Here is a 17539-nt window from a genome sequence, read left to right as displayed (position 1 = left end):
CAGATTGACCTCGAAGAGGAAAACCCAGGCGATTGCCAGGGCAGGGGAGGATTACAATGGCATTTGCCACGATAGAAGACTGCATCGCAATGGAGAACGAGGCCAGCTGGGAGGAACGGGATAACCCGGTCACTCTGTACCAGTTGTTGTCACGTACAACAGGCAAGTTTCCCAATAACAATGCGGTAAGCTATCAGATCTTGTCTGGGCCCACCGACAAGGCGGAAACCCTGACCTGGAGCCAGCTTAAGGATCAGGTGACCCAGGCAGCCAATATGTTCCGCGAGCTGGGCATTGGCGAAAAAGACGTGGTGGCCTATGTGCTGCCCAACTGTAACGAGACGCTTGTCACCCTGTTGGGAGGGGCTGTTGCGGGGATCGTCAATCCGATCAACCCGTTGTTGGAGCCCGAGCAGATCGCATCAATTCTGCGCGAGACCAAGGCCAAGGTCGTGGTGACGCTGAAGCCCTTCCCCAAGACCGACGTGGCCCAGAAAGTGGTCGAGGCCGTGCGCCACGCTCCGGGGGTGAATACCGTTCTGGAAGTCGACCTGAACCGCTACCTGACGCCGCCAAAATCCTGGATCGTGCCACTGCTGCGCCCCAAGTTGGAAAACAAGGACAAGATCGCCCACGCGGATTACAAATCCTTCCGCCGCGAGATGCGCAAACAGCCAACCACACTGACTTTTGCCGACAGCACCACAGACCGCGTCGCCTGCTATTTTCATACCGGCGGCACCACTGGCATGCCCAAGGTGGCGCAGCACAAATATTCTGGCATGATCTACAACGGCTGGATCGGCAGCACGCTGCTTTACACTGAGAACGACAATATCATGTGTCCGCTGCCGCTGTTCCACGTCTTTGCCTGCCATGTGATCATCATGGCTTCGATTGCTTCGGGGGCGCATGTGGTGTTCCCGACACCGCAGGGCTATCGTGGCGAAGGTGTTTTTGACAATTTCTGGAAGCTGATCGAACGCTGGAAGATCACCTTTATCATCACAGTGCCCACGGCTATTTCGGCCAAGATGCAGCGCCCGGTGGATGCGGATATCTCGACTGTAAAAACTGCCTTTTCCGGCTCCGCTCCGCTACCGATTGAACTGTACCGCCGGTTCCAGGAAGCCACGGGCATCAATATCATTGAGGGCTACGGTCTGACCGAAGCCACCTGCTTGGTATCTTGCAACCCGGTCGACGGGGAAAAGAAGATCGGCTCAATCGGGATCACCTTCCCCTATACGGATGTAAAGATCGTCAAGGGCACCGCAGAAGGGCTGGTGGAATGCGGCGTTGATGAGGTGGGCGAAATCTGCATCTCGAACCCCGGTGTCTACGCAGGACACACCTATACCGAGGCGGCGAAAAACGTCGATCTCTACTACAAGGACAAATATCTGCGTACCGGCGATCTGGGGCGGTTTGACGAAGACAGCTACCTTTGGATCACGGGGCGTGCCAAGGATCTGATCATCCGTGGTGGTCATAATATCGACCCGGCTGAGATCGAAGAGGCGCTTTTGGGGCACGAGGCCGTTGCCTTTGCAGGTGCTATTGGCCAGCCCGATGCCCATGCTGGCGAGCTGCCCTGTGCCTTTGTCGAACTTGTCGAGGGGGCAAGTGCCACAGCCGAGGAGCTGCTGGACTATTGCAAGATCCACGTGCATGAGCGTGCCGCCATTCCAAAACATCTCACCGTGTTGGACGAGCTGCCAAAAACTGCCGTTGGCAAGGTGTTTAAACCGGATCTGCGCAAACACGCCATCACGCGCGTCTATAACGAGGCTTTGTTGAAGGCCTCCTCGCCGGCGCGGGTCGTCGCCGTGATTGACGACAAGAAACGCGGTCTGGTGGCGCAGCTGGAGGCCAATGGCGCCAGTGACGCTGATATCTCAGCTGTGCTGGGTGGCTTTACCCGCCCCTGGGAGCACATGGCCGCAGCGGCAGTTGCCAGCTGATTGCAGGCTGAACCAGACCCCGCCAAGATAACGCAACAAGAACTTGAAAGGGCGCGCCAGCGGGCGTGCCCTTTTTTGCGCTTTGCCCATTCCCTTGACCCGGTGCTCTGGCCTAGGCTGTTGCTCAGGACCACGATACTGAAGGGCTCGGCATGGATTATGAAAGACTGATAGACGAGGAAACCTGGGCCTTCATCCGCAAGACCGGAGAGTGTTATCCTGAGGATGCTGTTGAGCTCAGCATTGAAGAACAGCGCAGGGTCTATAACGACATGGCGCGGGAATTCCTGGCACCGCGCCCCGATCTGGTGAGCAGCGAAGGCCGCATCGTATCCGAGGTTCCACTGCGGATTTATACGGCGGGTGACCCCAGCCGCACGGTTCTGTTTTGTCATGGCGGCGGCTTTGTTGTTGGCGGCCTCGACAGTCACGATGATGTCTGCGCCGAGATCTGCGCGCAAACCGGATACCGCGTGGTTGCGGTCGACTACCGTCTGGCGCCGGAGCACCAGCATCCGGCCATGTTCGAAGACGCCTGGACGGCGCTCAGGTGGGTGGTTGCAACCTATGGCAAAGGCGTTGTGCTGATGGGCGATAGCGCCGGGGCAAACCTTTGTGCGGCGCTGGCACATGCCGCACGGGCGGATACTGAACTGTCTTCGGCCATCATGGGACAGGTGTTGGTCTACGGCGCCTTTGGAGGCGACATCAATGCCGGTTCCTATCTGGAGCACGCGCAGGCGCCTATGCTGACCCGCGACGAGATTTTGTTCTATATGGATGTGCGCCGCCCCAAGGGGGATCTGGGGCCTGACGCCACTTACGCGCCGCTGCAGGACAAGGATTTTACCGGCTTGCCGCCGACGGTGCTGGTCTCAGCGGATTGTGACCCGGTACGCGATGATAGCCGGGATTACCGGGACCGGATCCTGGCTGCCGGGGGCAAGGCCTATTGGATCAACGAGCCGGGGCTGGTGCACGGGTTTCTGCGCGCCCGCCACTCGGTTGGGCGTGCGCGTGACAGTTTCGAGCGTATCTCAGCAGCGGTAGAAGCGCTGGGGCAGGGGATCTGGCCCTATGACTGAAATATGCGCCTGGACCTTGGTCCAGCAGCCATATTGCAGTGCTTATGGGATGATACCATCGCAAACATCTGGGGAAAACTCGACCTTAGCCCAGCCTGCGGTCACAACCTCCCAGTCGCGGGTCAATACCTGTAGGTACTCCCAGCCCTGATCTCCAACAAAGTTCATCCCGACGATGTCACCATGGTTTACCTTGCCAGTGACCGGGGCTGAATTGCTATGGCCCGCGCGCAATGGCAATTGTTCGCTGCGCCAGCCCATACAGGCAAGCGCATCCTCCGAACGGACAGGCAGATCCCAAAGGTTTTTGCGCCGGTCAAGGTCGCGCAGCGAGAGTTGGCGGTTGCTTGTATCTATCCGGCAGTCGGCGTCGCGCTCTGCGTTTTGAATATGGGCAACAACTTTCTGGTCTGTCGGGCTGATCTCAACCGTTTTGCCAATGCAATCGCTATTGTCAAACACGGCCTTGCCCAGATTCGAGCCAAAGCAATAACCCGCCCGATCCATGATAGCATTGCGCGTGAACCAGAGATCTTCGCAATAGTCATTGGCGGAGGCAGAGGAGGCGGCAGGCAGTACCGCGCCAAGGCCTGAAAGAACAAGAGAGCAAAAACGGCGCATATAAAATCCTTCGCTTGCGGTGCGAGCCTCGCTCCTTTGGTGGCACTGGCCAAGGGGGGCAGGCTCGCTAATTTTGGGCTATTTCAAAAAGGGCTTTGCCTTCATGGTTTCGGCAATCGGGGCGCCAAGCCTGTGCAGGATGGTCGGGGCCAGCTGGCGCTGGTCAATGACATCGTCCTGGGCTGGGCCCTCGGCCTCGCCAAAGTAGTAGAGCGCGGTTTCTTGCTGGAGCGCACTGCGCCCGCCGTGATGACCGCGCTCATCCTGGCCATGGTCTGCGGTGACGATCACCTCATAGCCCAGCTGTCGCCATTGGGTGACAAAGGGGGCCAGCATTTCGTCCATTACAAAACAGGCGTGATCCATCTGCTGGCAATCATGAAAGAACCGATGCCCCATGCTGTCCAGGGTGCAGGTATGCAGCATGCCGTAGTTCAGACCAAAGCGCAGGCAGAGATTGGTAAGGGTGCCAAACAGATCCACATCCGAAGGCGTCATCTGGTTGTCGTGGCCATAACCGGTCATGGTATGGAACCGACCGTGGTTGATGGTGGCGTTGTCTGGCTCGTCGTATTCGATGTCACGCACATAGTCGAAGGGATGGCGGTTAAAGAACTGCGACCAAAAGCTATGGGCCACTGCGCCGGTTGTACCTCCGGCCTCGCGCACCTGCGAGAAGACGTCTTTGTGGCTTAGCTTGAAGACATTGCCATTGCCGGTGCAGCCGTGCTCTGCCGGGGTGACACCTGTGTGGATCGAGGCATAGCAGCTGGCAGAAATGGAGGGCAGTATCGAGCGCAGTTTCCACACCCGGGCCTCACCACTGTCGACCCAGCCTTCCAGGTTGCCAAACAGACGGCGGAAGTTGCGATAGGGGACCCCATCCAGAATGATGAGAAGTAACTTAGTGTTCATGACCCGAATCCTTTTGTTCCGCAGGGCTCCTTGGGCACATCATTGCGCGGAAAACTTGAATTACCATTCAAAAATCGGATGGCGAGACCGCCATCCGTCTATTTTTTCGTTTTCCTAAGGTCAATTAGCAGGGGGAATTGCCAGGGTTACTCTGCTGGAACAGCTGCGGCGGCTGTCGCAGAAGCCCTGAAATGCTGCCGGTTCAGACGCAGCACCAGCGCAATCATCGCCCATTGGAAGGTCAACGCCAAAGCTGTGAGAGCCCAGTAGGCGAGGCTGAACTTGTCAACGATCTGCGTGGCAACCAGGCCCTTGTTGATAAAGAAATGCAGCATCACCGACAGGGCCACACCGGGGCAGACCAGCGCATAGGAGCCAGGAGACAGTTTGTCGCCAAAGACAAAGTCGGCAAAGTATTTCTGACGGGACATCACCAAAAGACCAAGCAGGGAAAAGACAATCTGGATTGTCAGGATCCGCGCCAGCATGATCAGCGTTTCTGCCGGGGTGCCATGCACATCAAAGGCGGCATGCAGCCCATGGTTCTGGCGCAGCATCATGATGCCAAGCACGGTCAGCAGCGGCACGATAACCATCAAGGTGGGGCCTGCTTCGCGCGCGGTGCCATGCATCAGCATGGAGGAGAAGGCGGTAACCGAGGCATAGGCCGCATAGAGCATTGCGGTAACCCCAAAGAAGGTCGAAAGCACCAGAGAAAGGCCAACCACAAGGGTGTTGGCGCTCATCGCTGCTGGCGCGGACAGGCCTACGGCGACCATCGACAGCGCAAAGGCAGGCAGCAGCTGAGCAAAGGAATTATGGGCGGTCATGTCAAAGGCGCCGCCTTCGGCCAGCACCCGGCCCAGGAAATTTCCGATCAGGCGGAAGGCCCAGATCCCCACAATCAGAAAGGCAGCTATTGCGGCTGGGAACAGATATTCAACCACGCTCCAGAGTTGCGGCACAAAGACCAGACCGACAATAAAGCCGCCATTGATGCTCATCGCGGTGGCCAATGGACCGGCCAGCAGGGTGGTCTCGCCATTGGTTTTGCGCAGGGTGGTATAGGCATCGGTTTTTTTGAACCGTGACAGAGCGGCAAAGTTCCACAGCAACAGCTTCACGTTCAAAACGACAAAGACAGCAATCCCCAGCATTGCCACCACAACCGCGCCTTTCAACGGCAGGCTGTCCTTGGCGAGCACCGCCATGATGTCCTCAAAGACGGGGACGGGGCGGCCAGGGTGCGGCACCCAGAACATCAGATACATAAAGAAGGTGACCACAAGACCACCTGCGCCAAGGGAGGCAAGAAAGTAGAGCGGAGAGTAACTCTGATCTGCGGCGGCGCCCGTAGCGGAGCGAGATTTGGTCATCGGCCTATTCCTAACATGACAATAACATTCCAACTATGGAATATGTAATCATGCAAAAATTGGAATGTATAGGGCCAAAACGACGCAGGCCCGCGCAAAGTGCACGGGCCTGCGTGAATATAGAACAAAAAGAGCAGCTGGATCAGTTGCCAGCGCTTTCCATTTTACGGTTGGAAATGACCTCTTCCAGCCAGCCCAGACGCATCTCGGGCACCGAACTGAGCAAGAGATCGGTATAGTCATCAAAGGGCGGGCTGAGCACCTGGTTCTTGCCGCCATAGCGCTGCACCTTGCCCTGATACATCACCGCAATGGAGTCAGAGATGGCGCGCACGGTGGCCAGATCGTGGGTAATGAAGAGAAAGGCGACATCCTCGATCTTTTGCAGCTCTAGCAGCAGCTTGAGAATGCCGTCGGCCACCAGGGGATCCAGCGCCGAGGTGACCTCGTCGCAGATGATCATCTTGGGCTTGGCCGCCAGGGCACGGGCGATGCAAACACGTTGCTTTTGCCCGCCAGACAGTTCGGCCGGATAGCGATCAATGAAGTCTTCGCCCAGTTCGATTTCGTCCAGAAGTTCGATGATCCGCTTGCGTTTCTCGCGGCCTTTCATATCGAAATAAAACTCCAGTGGGCGGCCGATGATGGTGCCCACGGTCTGGCGCGGGTTCATCGCCACATCCGCCATCTGGTAGATCATCTGCAATTCACGCAGATCCTCACGGGACCGTCCCGGCAGATCAGGCGATAGGACACGTCCGGCGAACTCAATCTCACCCTCGCGGGGGGGTAACAGACCGGTGATGACACGGGCGAGGGTCGATTTCCCCGACCCGGATTCGCCCACCACGGCCAGGGTCTGGCCAGGGTAGAGATCAACATTCACGTTATGCAAAACGTCGAACTGGGTGCCCTTGTAGCGCGCGGTGATATTGCGCACGCTCAGGACCGGATCGCCACTGGGGGCTTTTTCCTCGTGATCGATCGAGCGGACCGAAACCAGCGCCTGGGTATACTCTTCCTGCGGGTTGTTGATGATCTGATCAACCGGCCCGTATTCAACCATATTGCCGTGTCGCAGCACCATGATGTCATCGCTGACCTGGGCCACAACGGCCAGATCATGGGTGATATACAATGCAGCAACACCGGTTTCGCGGATGGCTTCCTTGATCGCCATCAGCACATCGATCTGAGTGGTCACATCCAGCGCCGTTGTCGGCTCATCAAAGACCACCAGATCCGGCTCAGGACAGAGCGCCAGCGCCGTCATGCAACGTTGCAACTGACCACCTGAAACCTGATGCGGAAAGCGGTCACCAATGTTGTCCGGATCCGGCAGGCCAAGCTTGTCAAACAGCACCCGGGCGCGCGCTTCGGCCTCACTGCGGGTGAATTTCTTCTGCTCGACGGCGGCTTCGACCACCTGATCAATGATCTTTTTGGCGGGATTAAAGGATGCGGCTGCGGACTGCGAGACATATGTCACCTCACCGCCGCGCAGCTTGCGGATATCGCCCAGGCCAGACTGCAGGATGTCGCGGCCATTGACCCAGACCTCGCCACCGGTGATTTTTACACCGCCACGGCCATAGGCCATGGAGGCAAGTCCGATGGTGGATTTGCCGGCACCGGACTCGCCGATGAGCCCCAGCACCTTGCCTTTTTCGACGTCAAAATCGACCCCATGCACGATGTCGATGTCATGGGGTTTTTCACCCGGAGGATAGACAGTGGCGCCGATCTTCAGGCCGCGTACTTTTAGCAGGGGTTCGCTCATCCGCGGCCTCCTTTCAGAGAGGTGGTTCTGTTCAGCACCCAGTCAGCCACCAGGTTGACCGAGATGGCCAGTGTGGCAATGGCAAAGGCAGGCATCAGGGCAGCGGGAATGCCATAGACGATACCGTCTTTGTTTTCTTTCACGATACCGCCCCAGTCCGCTTCGGGAGGCTGAATGCCAAGCCCAAGGAAGGAGAGGGTGGAGACAAAGAGAACCATAAAGATAAACCGCAGCCCCATTTCGGCCACCAGGGGCGACAGCGCATTGGGCAGGATTTCGCGAAAGATGATCCAGGCGGTTTTCTCGCCCCGCAGGCGGGCTGCTTCGACATAGTCCATGACTTCGATGTCCACAGCAACGGCGCGGGCCAGACGGTAGACACGGGTGGAATCCAGCAGCCCCATGACCAGGATCAGCACAGGGATTGTCACCGGCATCACTGACAGAACCACCAGGGCAAAGATCAGCGTTGGGATCGACATCACCAGATCAACAAAGCGCGACAGCGCCTGATCAACCCAGCCACCGGCCACGGCGGCAAAAAAGCCCAAAGTGGCGCCCAGCGTGAAGGACAGGATCGTCGCTGCAGTGGCGATAAAGATGGTGGTGCGCCCACCGTAGATCATCCGGCTCAGCAGGTCGCGACCGATATTGTCAGTGCCAAGCCAGTAGTTGGCTTCGGTGACACCATCAGGGGCGATGCCCAGCATGATCTCGACGCGCGAGGTCTCCCAGACATCACCGACCACTTCGGCCATGCCATAGGGGGCGATCAGTGGCGCAAAGATTGCTGCCAGAAAATAGAGGGCCGTGAAGAACAACCCGATCATAGCGGAGATTGGGATATTCTTCATTTTGGATGCCTCAGACGGGGGTTCGACAGGATGGCGACGACATCAGCCACCATGTTGAGACCGATATAGACGGCGGCAAAGATCAGACCGCAGGCCTGCACAACCGGCACATCGCGTTTAGAGACGTGGTCTACCAGATACTGGCCCATGCCAGGATAGACAAACACCACCTCGATCACCACGACGCCGACTACCAGATAGGCGAGGTTCAGCATCACGACGTTGACGATAGGCGCAATCGCATTGGGGAAGGCATGGCGGAAAATCACCTGAAAGCCGTTGAGGCCTTTCAGTTCAGCCGTTTCAATATAGGCCGATTGCATCACGTTCAGGATCGCAGCGCGGGTCATGCGCATCATATGGGCCAGGACCACCAGGGTCAGTACCGTGACGGGCAGGGCAATGGAGCTGAGCTTTTCGCCCAGGGACATGCTGTCGTTGATCATCGCCACCGAGGGGAACCAGCGCAGCTTGACCGCGATCAGATACATCAGCACATAGCCGATGAGGAATTCAGGAATGGAGATAGAGGCCAGGGTCACCGCCGAGATCAGCTTGTCCGGCCAGCGGTCTTTGTATCGCACTGCCAAAAGGCCAAGGAAGATCGCCAGCGGCACTGCAACAATTGCAGCCCAGAAAGCCAGGAAGAGCGTATTGGACAGGCGTTTGCCGATGCTTTCGGTAATGTCGGCGCCACTGGTCAGAGCAGTGCCCAGATCGCCGGTAATCGCACCGCCGAGCCATTGGATATAGCGCTGCAGCGGAGGATCATTCAGCCCCAGCTCTGCGCGCAGGTTTGCCAGCGCCTCAGGAGTGGCCGACTGGCCCAGGATCGACTGTGCGACATCACCCGGTAGGATCATCGTTCCGGCAAAGATCAGACCGGAAACGAGGAGCAACAGGATGAGGCCCAGCGCAATGCGCTGGGCCAACAGTTTGATAATGAGAGGCATCTTATGCCTTCACCCACATTTTCATCGGGGCGTAGGCGTTCATCAGCGGCTGGCCTTTGGTGCTTTCGACCCAGCCCTCCAGGCGATCTGATGTCGCATCAACAAAATCGTTGAACATCGGACAGATCAAGCCGCCTTCGTTGCGCTGGATTTCGCCCATGTCCGCATACATTTGCGTCCGCTTGGCAGTGTCCAGCTCGGCACGAGCCGCCAGCAGCAGCTGGTCGAACTGTTCGTTGTTGAACCGGGTGTCGTTCCAGTCCGCCGTTGACAGGTAGGCGGTGGTGAACATCTGGTCCTGGGTCGGACGGCCGCCCCAGTAGCTGGTGCAGAAGGGCTGCGCATTCCAGACCTCGGACCAGTACCCGTCATTGGGCTCGCGCTTGACGTTCAGGTTGATGCCGGCGCTGGCACAGGACTGCTGGAACAGGGCTGAAGCATCAGGTGCACCAGGGAAGGAGTTGTCCGAAGTGCGCAGCAGGATTTCACCGTCGTGGCCTGATTTTTTCAGGTGGAACATTGCTTTATCCGGGTCATATTCACGCTGCTCGGCAGGGGTGAACATCGGATAGGAAGAGTTGATCGGGCTGTCGTTGCCAATCGAGCCATAGCCGTTCAGAACCTTGTCGACCATTTCCTGACGATTGATGCCGTATTTCAGCGCCATCCGTACATCATTGTTGTCAAACGGGGCGGTGTTGCAGTGCATGATGAACACATAGTGGCCAGGGCCGGATGTGGAATGCACATTGATGTTTGGTGCGCGGTCTACCAGTTTCGCTGTGCGGGGCGGTACCCGGTCGATCATGTCCACCTGACCGGACTGCAGGGCAGCAACGCGGGCGGTGTTGTCGTTGATCACGATCAGCTCGATGGTGTCGGCATAGCCCAGGTCGCCCCAGTAGTTGGGGTTCTTCTCGGCGACGATGCGCACACCCATGTCCACATCCTTGAGGATATAGGGGCCAGTACCAATTGCGGCTGCCGGTTCATCCATGCCGCCACCGGGTTGAATCACCAGGTGATAGTCAGCCATCAGATAGGGAAGGTCAGCATTGGGTGATTCCAGCTCAATGACAACATTGTTGCCCTCAGCCGAGACGTTCTTGATGCCGCGCATGATGCCAAGCGCACCAGACTTGGTGTCTTCACCCGAATGGCGTTCCATGGTTTTGACAACGTCTTCTGCGGTGACGGATTTCCCGTTGGAGAAGGTGATGCCTTCGCGGATCTTGAAGGTCCAGACGCGGGCATCAGCCGAGGCCTCATAGCTTTCTGCTACTTTGCCATCCAGGCCGCCATCGTCGTTCAGTTCAAGCAGTGATTCACCCCAAAGGCGGATCATCATCAGGGCGACCATATTGGTCGACAGGGCTGGATCCAGGCTGTCGGTGGTGCTACCGCCCTGCAGACCCATACGGATGGTACCGCCTTTTTGCGGACCTGCGGCGCGGGCCTCGGTGGTCAGCAGGGTGCCGGCTGCCGCGGCGCTAAAGCCCAGTGCGGCGGCCTTTGCCATAAAATCACGGCGGCTCAGTTTACCGGCTGCGGCATGGCGCGCCAGATAATGAAGGTGATCGTTCATCGAAGTCTCCCAGTTTTACTTCCTGCAGCTTGCAATCACGGTTTGCGATCTCAGCGGCTTATTTCTTGTATGATGCACCAAGATTTGCGCATTTGCCGCGACCTCGCAAGCTTTAATAACGACATGCCTGGTTTGACGAAACTTCTGCAAAGTCCCGAAATCCAATTGGTGTCGTCTTCTTAGGGTGTCATGCCGCATTTGTGAGGTAAACCGGCATTCGGACCCTATTTTTCCATACGGATAAGTTTTTGGGTTTTGTGACGTCACGGGGGTGTTTTTCGCTCTCTGTGAGGCCGCGAATGGCATTTTTTGTCACAAAAATGCAAAGAATCCGCGGTCGCTAATCCCCCCCTTTGTGTCGCGTGGTTCGTCTGCGACATCGTGATTTGCCCTGCAAGACGCAGGGTTGAAACCGGCAAACCGCGTCGGGATGGGGCTGCGACAGGTGGCTGACAGGTTGCTGACAGCGGGCAGACTGGCGGCCAACAGCGGACTGACAGGTGGAACGCGGGCTGGCGTCAGGAGAGAGGCTCAGCGCTCAGCGCTGTCCATCCAAATGGTGACCGGACCATCGTTCAGCAATCTGACTTTCATATCTGCACCAAAGGCCCCCCGCTGCACCGGTACTCCCAGAGCCGCGAGCTGGTCGGCAAAATAGGTATAAAGCACCTCACCTTCTGCCGGTGGGGCGGCATTGGAAAAGCCTGGCCGGTTGCCGCGATGGGTTTCGCCAGCCAGGGTGAATTGGCTGATTACCAGAACCGCGCCCGCGATATCGGTGACGGAGCGGTTCATTTTCCCCGCCTCGTCCTGGAATATACGGAGTTTGGCGATCTTCTTGGCCAGATAGTCGGCCTGGGCCTTGTCATCTCCCTGCATGGCGCAGATCAGCACCAAAAGCCCGGCGCCGATCTCGCCGATGACCTGATGATCCACCGTGACCGAGGCTTCGGATACGCGTTGAATGACTGCACGCATGGGGCTGGCTCCACTTGTCGAATGATACGGGCAAAAGCCCCATTGGTGAGCTGCTCCGCCCAGGACCGGGCGGCACAGTCTGACGGGTGATCAGCCTCGCCACTCAGCCCCGCCACTCGGAAAATTCGCTCAGAGGTGCGCGGCTGGTACGAAAGCTGTTGGCCGGGTGGTCCGGGTCACCATAGCCAAAGGAAATGGCGCAGAGAATTTGCCGGTTCTGGGGGATGTCCAGCATCTCGTGCAGCAGGGGCGCGTATGATGCCACGGCCGCCTGGGGAATGGATGCAACCCCAGCCGCCTGGGCTGCCAGGGTAAAGCCGGCGACAAAGCCGCCACAATCCATCGCCCCGTATCCTCCCAGCGCGACCGGCGTCGACAAAACGGCGCAATGGGGGGCGCCAAAGAGCGAGAAATTCTCCATCATTTGCCGCTCTGAGGCGGCGCGATCGCCCTTTTGCACCCCAACAGCCTCATAGAGCGCCCAGCCGCAATTGCGGCGGCGGGTCTGGTATTCATCCTCGTAGGCGGTCGGAAAGGCGAGGTCGGGGCTGTGCACACCAGCTTGAGCCGCCTGCATCAGTGCTTGTCGCAGCCGGTCGGTTTCAGCGCCATTTGTAATGGTCACGCTCCAGGGCTGCGCATTGCACCAGGAGGGCACCTTTTGGGCACAGGTCAGGATATCTTCGATCACCTGCCGCGGCACCGGATCGGGCAAAAAGGCGCGACAGCTGTGGCGTGCGGTGAACAGCTCCTGAAGGTCTGACAGCGTGGTGGTCATGGTGGCTCCTGGAAAATTTGGCTGCAAATCTGCCAGCAGATTGGCCTCTGACCCGGAGCGGTGCAAGGGGATAGGTCGGGCAATTTGACAGTGATCAAGGTCATTGAAGACCAATTATGCGAGTCTGCTGTCACTCTACAAGGAGATGGAAAATGGTAGAAAAATCTGAAACCGGTGGTTTCTGGCCATCGCTCTATGATCCCTTCCGCAGCTTTGGGGCGCGCGTGGCCGACTGGTTGAGCCCAGCCGCCGAGGCCTCAAGCGGAAAAGAGGCCTATGACATCGCGATGGAGTTGCCGGGGGTCTCTCAGGAGGATGTGGAATTGACGGTGGACAACAATATGTTGACCATTCGCGGTGAAAAGCGCACCCAATCTGAGAAAAAGGGCGATACCTGGTACTTTAGCGAGCGTCAGTACGGCGCCTTTCGCCGGTCCTTTCGCCTGCCTGATGACGCGGATGGCCAGGCCGCCAGCGCCAAGATGGTCGAGGGCGTGCTGCATGTCTCGGTTCCCAAAAAAGCCCTGGGTGCGTCCGACACCGCGCGCAAGATCGAGATCAGCAACGGGTAATTCCAGCTGAGGGGACAAAAGTGTTTCGGCGCCAGTCGGTTATTGCTGCGCGCCGAAATAGGCCGCGACCGCCAAAAGGGCGAGGCCAAGGGTGACTGCGGTAGCAATCTTCCAGGCGGAATAGGGCCGTTCGCCCTGGACGCGACCGCTTTGGCCGTTGACCACAAAGCGATAGGTTTTGCCACGGTATTTATAGGCGGCCAGCCAGACCGGCAGCAGCACATGCTTAAAGGTGATGTCGGACAATTGGGTGTCGATCTGGGCAATGCGCTGGCGGTCGCCGCCAATGTCAAAGCGGACGTCCCGTTCGATAACCCGGTCCATATGCGCCCGGGCTTCCTGAAACCCCTCTTCCAGATCCACAGCATAGGCCTCGGCGCGGAAGCCGGCGAGAAACTGCGGCTGATAGGGGGTAAGCGCCGACAGATCCCAGGGCTCCAGCGCATCGGTGTAGCGCTTGGGAAGGCTTTTTGAGGCCAGCACCAGCACGTCATCAAAGAAACGGCGCACGCGGCCAGAAACGGGTGTCCAGCGGATCTTGGCAACCCGGCGGCTCTCTTGCTTGCCATCGACCATGACTGTTTCTGTTACATAGTAGGTGGTGCCCCGGGCACCTGAATAGCGGCTCTGGCTTTCCGCATCATAGGTCCAGAAGGGGACATAGATCCCCTCCATTGCGCGCCCCTTGCGGGCATAGGCCTGCAGCCCATTGGGGGCAAACCACAGCCGACCCAGCCAGGTGCTCATGGCCGCATGGGCGGCGCGCTCCTCCAGTTCAAAAGGCACCACGCCTTTGGGTTTGATATGGCGGCTTTCGCCGGTATCCGCCACCACGGGTGTCGCGCAAAAGGGGCATTCAAGAGCATGGGTTCCACCGGAAAACTCCACCTGTGCGGCACAGTTGGGGCAGTTGGTGACCCGTGTCACCTCCATCTCTGCCTCAGGTAGCTGCTGTGACAGCGCCGCCTTGAAGTCCAGCTCACGCAGGGCGCTGCCGTGATCGGCCTTGTCACGTACAACCTGGCTATGGCCACAATGGCTACAGATCAGACTGCCTGCCTTTGGGTCGAACCGGTAATCAGCGCCGCATTGCTCACAGGGGAACCGATTGGTTTCACGGGGCGCATTTTGGGGTGCAGTGGGGGCCATTTGAGGCATGGCCTCCGGGGCGGGGGGAGGTGTGTCGGTCACAGAAGCTCCGAAATCTAGCGAGGTGTTTGAGGGTTTATAGCAGCCGCTACGACGGATGTCGTCAGTGGATCTCCACTTTATTGACCCGCGCCGTGTCGATAAATGGTCTGCGCCAATTGCAATAAATTTTCTGGTGAAATTGTTCGAAACCGCAACTCCGGAGGTGGGGCCAGAATGGTCTGTTAGGATTTTTGCGTCACAGATGAAATTATCGACACTACCTGGAGTTATGATTATGTCCGATACTGTTTTTCGCGAAGAGATCTCTGAGGCCATTCGCGCGCATGGTGCCTGGAAGTACCGGTTGCGCACTGCGGCGATGAAAAACGAGACCAATTTGCCTGTTCAAGATATCTGTCGGGACGACAAATGCCGATTTGGGAAATGGCTGGCGGACATTTCGCCAAACGAACGCAATCGGGAGCGTGTCAACAAAATCAAAACTCTGCATGGCGATTTTCACAAGAACGCAGGGCAGGTTGCGCAGACAATTGCGGATGGGAACTCCGCAGAGGCCCTAGCTGCTTTGGATGGGAGCACTTTTAACAAAAAGAGCAAGGAGCTGACGGCTGCTCTTATGGAGTGGAAGGTAAGCGGCTGAATTTCGGCGCTTTTTCAGCAGGCCAAATTCACGGGGCTCCTTCTGTCTGAAGGGGCCCCGCATGTGTTGGCCGTGTCTTTACGGGGCAGGCGCCGGGGGCGGCGGTGGTGGCAGAATGGTAAACAGCTGCGCCAGCTCAGCAACATCACCAGCCCGCATCCAGCCGTCCTGGCCCGGGGTCCAGACATGGGTCTCGCGGCTCAGCGTGCCGTCCTGCGCCATGCGCCCCAGGCGGGCCTTGGAGAATGGGCCAGAGGTGGTGCCATTTTCAGCCGTATGCCAGACATGTTCCACCGGCGGCGGTGGCGGGGTGACAGGGGCCGCATGGGGCGTTGCCGCTTGCGCTGTGGGTCCGGCTGCAGCGGGCGCGGGACGGGCGCCCCAGGGGCCTGCGGCTTGCCCCGCTGCCTCTGACTGCATCTGTTGCCCCATCTGCTGAGCCATCGCCAGCCCCATGCCCATGCCAAGCCCGGCTCCCATGCCACTGTTGGGGGTCTGCGCCGCAGCGCCCATGGCTTCGGCGGCGGCAAACTGGGTATAGCGGCCCAGATCACCGACGATGCCCATCTGGGTGCGCTTGTCCATGGCTTGCTCCACGGCCGGGGGCAGCGAGATGTTCTCGATATAGAGTTCGGGAATGGAGAGGCCATATTCGGCCAGGGTTGGTGCAATTTCAGCCGCGACCAGTTTGCCCAAGTCGGCGGTATTGGCCGCCATATCCAGCACCGGAATGCCTGATCCTGCCACCGCGCGGGAAAACTCCTGCACGATGATATTGCGGATCTGGAACGAGATCTCATCCATGGTGAATTCACCATCGGTGCCGACGATTTCGGTCAGAAAACGGGCCGCATCCACCACCCGGATCGAGTAGCTGCCAAAGGCGCGCAGGCGCACCGGGCCAAACTCGGGGTCGCGGCAGATGATGGGGTTCTTGGTGCCCCATTTCAGATTGTTGAAACGGGTGGTGTTGACGTAGTAGATCTCGGATTTAAACGGCGACTGGAACCCATGATCCCAGTGCTGCAGGGTTGTCATCACCGGCATATTGTTGGTCTCAAGCATATAGAGACCGGGGGTAAAGACATCCGCCAGCTGGCCTTCGTGTACAAAAACCGCCGCCTGACCTTCGCGGACGGTCAGTTTGGCGCCATATTTGATCTCATGCGCCTCGCGCTCAAAACGCCAGACCATGGTGTCGCGGCTATCATCGGCCCAGTGGATGACATCAATGAATTCGCCTTTGAGAAAGTCAAATATTCCCATGTTTCTGGTCCTTTTCTCTTGTCGTCTAAATCGGAAACTAAACGGGCACCGCGCTCAAAGCGGTTGCCCCATTACGTCGCGGGCGAGGATGCGAATGATGGGCCGGGCTTCTTCGAGGCGCATGCCCGTGCGCAGCCTGGGATCATACAGCATTTTGAGCAGCAATTCGTCGTGGCTGGTCAGAAAGGCAAATTCGTCATCGTCGTTGAAGATCGAGGGCCGCACCTTGGGGCTGTCATTCAGCAGTCCCAACCCCTGCGCCACTTCCTCGTGGATGCAGCTGTCGCGGACCAGATCAGGGTGTTCGGCGCGAATAAGCGCAACGCCACGGATATAGTCAAAAGGCGCATCCTGTGGCCCACCGGCCAGCACAAAACAATAGTGGCTGCGCGGCAGATTGACAAAAAGCTGCAGGTCATTGTCGCTCAGATTTGGCAAAAGATCGCGCACTTTTTCAGCCACATAGGCGCGATCATCGGCGCTGGCAAAAATCACGTGAAAGTTGCCCTGCCTGGCCGTGGTGGTGATGCTATGGCCGGTAACGCGTGACAGGCGCGCCCCATAGGCATTCAATACGCTTTGGTCGCGTTGGCGCTGTCCCTCCGGGACCGAGGGGCCAAAATCCGCCACCAGCCTGACCGGCCCGGACCAGCGGCTCAACCCTCCAGTCAGACCGCTGCCACTGCGCCCGGCATATTCATTGTAAAAGGCGATTTCTTCAAAATGTTCCGCCAGATCATCGGCGTCAAAGGGCGTTTCCGGCCCACCCCCATCGGTGCGCAGCAATCCACGGGTCAGCAGATCCTGTTGCAGCACCCGGTAATAATTGCGCAGTTCAGCGCTTTCGACCGAGGGCGGGCGATAGGCGGCCGGGACCACTTCGGGGCGCTGTGCTGGCACCAGAGACGTCCCCGGGCTGTTGGGCAGGCAGGCGGTCAGGGCGACCCCGCCAAGGGCCGCCACCACGAGGGGGCGCATCGCCCGCAAAATGACCTGTGCTGCCGGGACTGCCTGTGCCAT

Annotated in this window: 16 protein-coding genes; 4 read left to right on the top strand and 12 right to left on the bottom strand. The window is 58.4% G+C overall.

What is annotated here, in order from left to right; genetic code table 11:
- Positions 1-56: 56 nt before the first annotated feature.
- Together ARCT_RS0115660 and ARCT_RS0115655 are read left to right on the top strand one after the other, a co-directional pair.
- On the top strand, positions 57-1964 hold the full coding sequence (locus ARCT_RS0115660; RefSeq protein ID WP_027240913.1) for an acyl-CoA synthetase: 1908 nt from the start codon (positions 57-59) through the stop codon (positions 1962-1964).
- A 152-nt stretch (positions 1965-2116) separates the two neighbouring features.
- On the top strand, positions 2117-3049 hold the full coding sequence (locus tag ARCT_RS0115655; RefSeq protein ID WP_027240912.1) for an alpha/beta hydrolase fold domain-containing protein: 933 nt from the start codon (positions 2117-2119) through the stop codon (positions 3047-3049).
- A 42-nt stretch (positions 3050-3091) separates the two neighbouring features.
- On the opposite strand, the gene ARCT_RS0115650 is transcribed toward ARCT_RS0115655, so the two are convergent.
- The 9 genes from ARCT_RS0115650 to ARCT_RS0115610 form a co-directional block, all read right to left on the bottom strand.
- A complete protein-coding gene (locus ARCT_RS0115650; protein WP_027240911.1) occupies positions 3092-3670 on the bottom strand; it encodes a DUF4453 domain-containing protein in 579 nt (192 codons plus the stop codon).
- A 78-nt stretch (positions 3671-3748) separates the two neighbouring features.
- Complete coding sequence (locus tag ARCT_RS0115645) at positions 3749-4585, bottom strand: alkaline phosphatase family protein (protein ID WP_027240910.1); 837 nt, start codon at positions 4583-4585, stop codon at positions 3749-3751.
- Between the two features lie 146 nt (positions 4586-4731).
- Positions 4732-5961: a TsoY family (seleno)protein gene (locus ARCT_RS0115640; RefSeq protein ID WP_027240909.1), complete on the bottom strand. Its 1230-nt coding sequence runs from the start codon at positions 5959-5961 to the stop codon at positions 4732-4734.
- A gap of 142 nt (positions 5962-6103) precedes the next feature.
- Positions 6104-7741: an ABC transporter ATP-binding protein gene (locus ARCT_RS0115635; protein ID WP_027240908.1), complete on the bottom strand. Its 1638-nt coding sequence runs from the start codon at positions 7739-7741 to the stop codon at positions 6104-6106.
- A complete protein-coding gene (locus ARCT_RS0115630; RefSeq protein ID WP_027240907.1) occupies positions 7738-8595 on the bottom strand; it encodes an ABC transporter permease in 858 nt (285 codons plus the stop codon). Before ARCT_RS0115630 ends, ARCT_RS0115635 begins: the two co-directional genes overlap by 4 nt.
- The gene (locus tag ARCT_RS0115625; protein WP_027240906.1) at positions 8592-9548 is read right to left on the bottom strand and encodes an ABC transporter permease; all 957 of its coding nucleotides are present in this window, start codon (positions 9546-9548) and stop codon (positions 8592-8594) included. The genes ARCT_RS0115630 and ARCT_RS0115625 overlap by 4 nt, the downstream gene beginning before the upstream one ends.
- A 1-nt stretch (position 9549) precedes the next feature.
- Complete coding sequence (locus ARCT_RS0115620) at positions 9550-11133, bottom strand: ABC transporter substrate-binding protein (RefSeq protein ID WP_027240905.1); 1584 nt, start codon at positions 11131-11133, stop codon at positions 9550-9552.
- A 531-nt stretch (positions 11134-11664) separates the two neighbouring features.
- Positions 11665-12111, bottom strand: a complete 447-nt coding sequence (dtd, locus tag ARCT_RS0115615) for a D-aminoacyl-tRNA deacylase (protein WP_027240904.1) — start codon at positions 12109-12111, stop codon at positions 11665-11667.
- Positions 12112-12214: 103 nt separating this feature from the next.
- A complete protein-coding gene (locus tag ARCT_RS0115610; protein WP_027240903.1) occupies positions 12215-12889 on the bottom strand; it encodes a nitroreductase in 675 nt (224 codons plus the stop codon).
- 152 nt (positions 12890-13041) lie between these two features.
- On the opposite strand from ARCT_RS0115610, the gene ARCT_RS0115605 reads away from it, so the two are divergent.
- On the top strand, positions 13042-13461 hold the full coding sequence (locus ARCT_RS0115605) for an Hsp20/alpha crystallin family protein (protein WP_027240902.1): 420 nt from the start codon (positions 13042-13044) through the stop codon (positions 13459-13461).
- Between the two features lie 39 nt (positions 13462-13500).
- On the opposite strand, the gene ARCT_RS0115600 is transcribed toward ARCT_RS0115605, so the two are convergent.
- A complete protein-coding gene (locus ARCT_RS0115600; RefSeq protein WP_036785010.1) occupies positions 13501-14610 on the bottom strand; it encodes a TFIIB-type zinc finger domain-containing protein in 1110 nt (369 codons plus the stop codon).
- A gap of 106 nt (positions 14611-14716) precedes the next feature.
- Here ARCT_RS0115600 and ARCT_RS0115595 point away from each other — a divergent pair, with 106 nt between their 5' ends.
- Positions 14717-15253: a CZB domain-containing protein gene (locus tag ARCT_RS0115595; RefSeq protein ID WP_161631330.1), complete on the top strand. Its 537-nt coding sequence runs from the start codon at positions 14717-14719 to the stop codon at positions 15251-15253.
- A gap of 78 nt (positions 15254-15331) precedes the next feature.
- On the opposite strand, the gene ARCT_RS0115590 is transcribed toward ARCT_RS0115595, so the two are convergent.
- A complete protein-coding gene (locus tag ARCT_RS0115590; RefSeq protein WP_027240899.1) occupies positions 15332-16519 on the bottom strand; it encodes an SPFH domain-containing protein in 1188 nt (395 codons plus the stop codon).
- A gap of 54 nt (positions 16520-16573) precedes the next feature.
- Entirely contained in the window at positions 16574-17539 is a 966-nt protein-coding gene (locus ARCT_RS0115585) for a DUF2927 domain-containing protein (protein WP_084300886.1), read from the bottom strand.

This window comes from Pseudophaeobacter arcticus DSM 23566, assembly GCF_000473205.1.
GTDB lineage: Bacteria > Pseudomonadota > Alphaproteobacteria > Rhodobacterales > Rhodobacteraceae > Pseudophaeobacter > Pseudophaeobacter arcticus.
The sequence above is the reverse complement of the archived record's forward strand: the minus strand, read 5'-3'. Positions and strand labels throughout refer to the sequence as shown.

Excerpts from the sequence above, each read along its gene's own strand:
- ARCT_RS0115660 (WP_027240913.1), top strand. The coding sequence starts at position 57 with ATGGCATTTGCCACGATAGAAGACTGCATCGCAATGGAGAACGAGGCC.
- ARCT_RS0115655 (WP_027240912.1), top strand. The coding sequence starts at position 2,117 with ATGGATTATGAAAGACTGATAGACGAGGAAACCTGGGCCTTCATCCGC.
- ARCT_RS0115650 (WP_027240911.1), bottom strand. The coding sequence starts at position 3,670 with ATGCGCCGTTTTTGCTCTCTTGTTCTTTCAGGCCTTGGCGCGGTACTG.
- ARCT_RS0115645 (WP_027240910.1), bottom strand. The coding sequence starts at position 4,585 with ATGAACACTAAGTTACTTCTCATCATTCTGGATGGGGTCCCCTATCGC.
- ARCT_RS0115640 (WP_027240909.1), bottom strand. The coding sequence starts at position 5,961 with ATGACCAAATCTCGCTCCGCTACGGGCGCCGCCGCAGATCAGAGTTAC.
- ARCT_RS0115635 (WP_027240908.1), bottom strand. The coding sequence starts at position 7,741 with ATGAGCGAACCCCTGCTAAAAGTACGCGGCCTGAAGATCGGCGCCACT.
- ARCT_RS0115630 (WP_027240907.1), bottom strand. The coding sequence starts at position 8,595 with ATGAAGAATATCCCAATCTCCGCTATGATCGGGTTGTTCTTCACGGCC.
- ARCT_RS0115625 (WP_027240906.1), bottom strand. The coding sequence starts at position 9,548 with ATGCCTCTCATTATCAAACTGTTGGCCCAGCGCATTGCGCTGGGCCTC.
- ARCT_RS0115620 (WP_027240905.1), bottom strand. The coding sequence starts at position 11,133 with ATGAACGATCACCTTCATTATCTGGCGCGCCATGCCGCAGCCGGTAAA.
- dtd (WP_027240904.1), bottom strand. The coding sequence starts at position 12,111 with ATGCGTGCAGTCATTCAACGCGTATCCGAAGCCTCGGTCACGGTGGAT.
- ARCT_RS0115610 (WP_027240903.1), bottom strand. The coding sequence starts at position 12,889 with ATGACCACCACGCTGTCAGACCTTCAGGAGCTGTTCACCGCACGCCAC.
- ARCT_RS0115605 (WP_027240902.1), top strand. The coding sequence starts at position 13,042 with ATGGTAGAAAAATCTGAAACCGGTGGTTTCTGGCCATCGCTCTATGAT.
- ARCT_RS0115600 (WP_036785010.1), bottom strand. The coding sequence starts at position 14,610 with ATGGCCCCCACTGCACCCCAAAATGCGCCCCGTGAAACCAATCGGTTC.
- ARCT_RS0115590 (WP_027240899.1), bottom strand. The coding sequence starts at position 16,519 with ATGGGAATATTTGACTTTCTCAAAGGCGAATTCATTGATGTCATCCAC.
- ARCT_RS0115585 (WP_084300886.1), bottom strand. The coding sequence starts at position 17,539 with ATGGCACAGGCAGTCCCGGCAGCACAGGTCATTTTGCGGGCGATGCGC.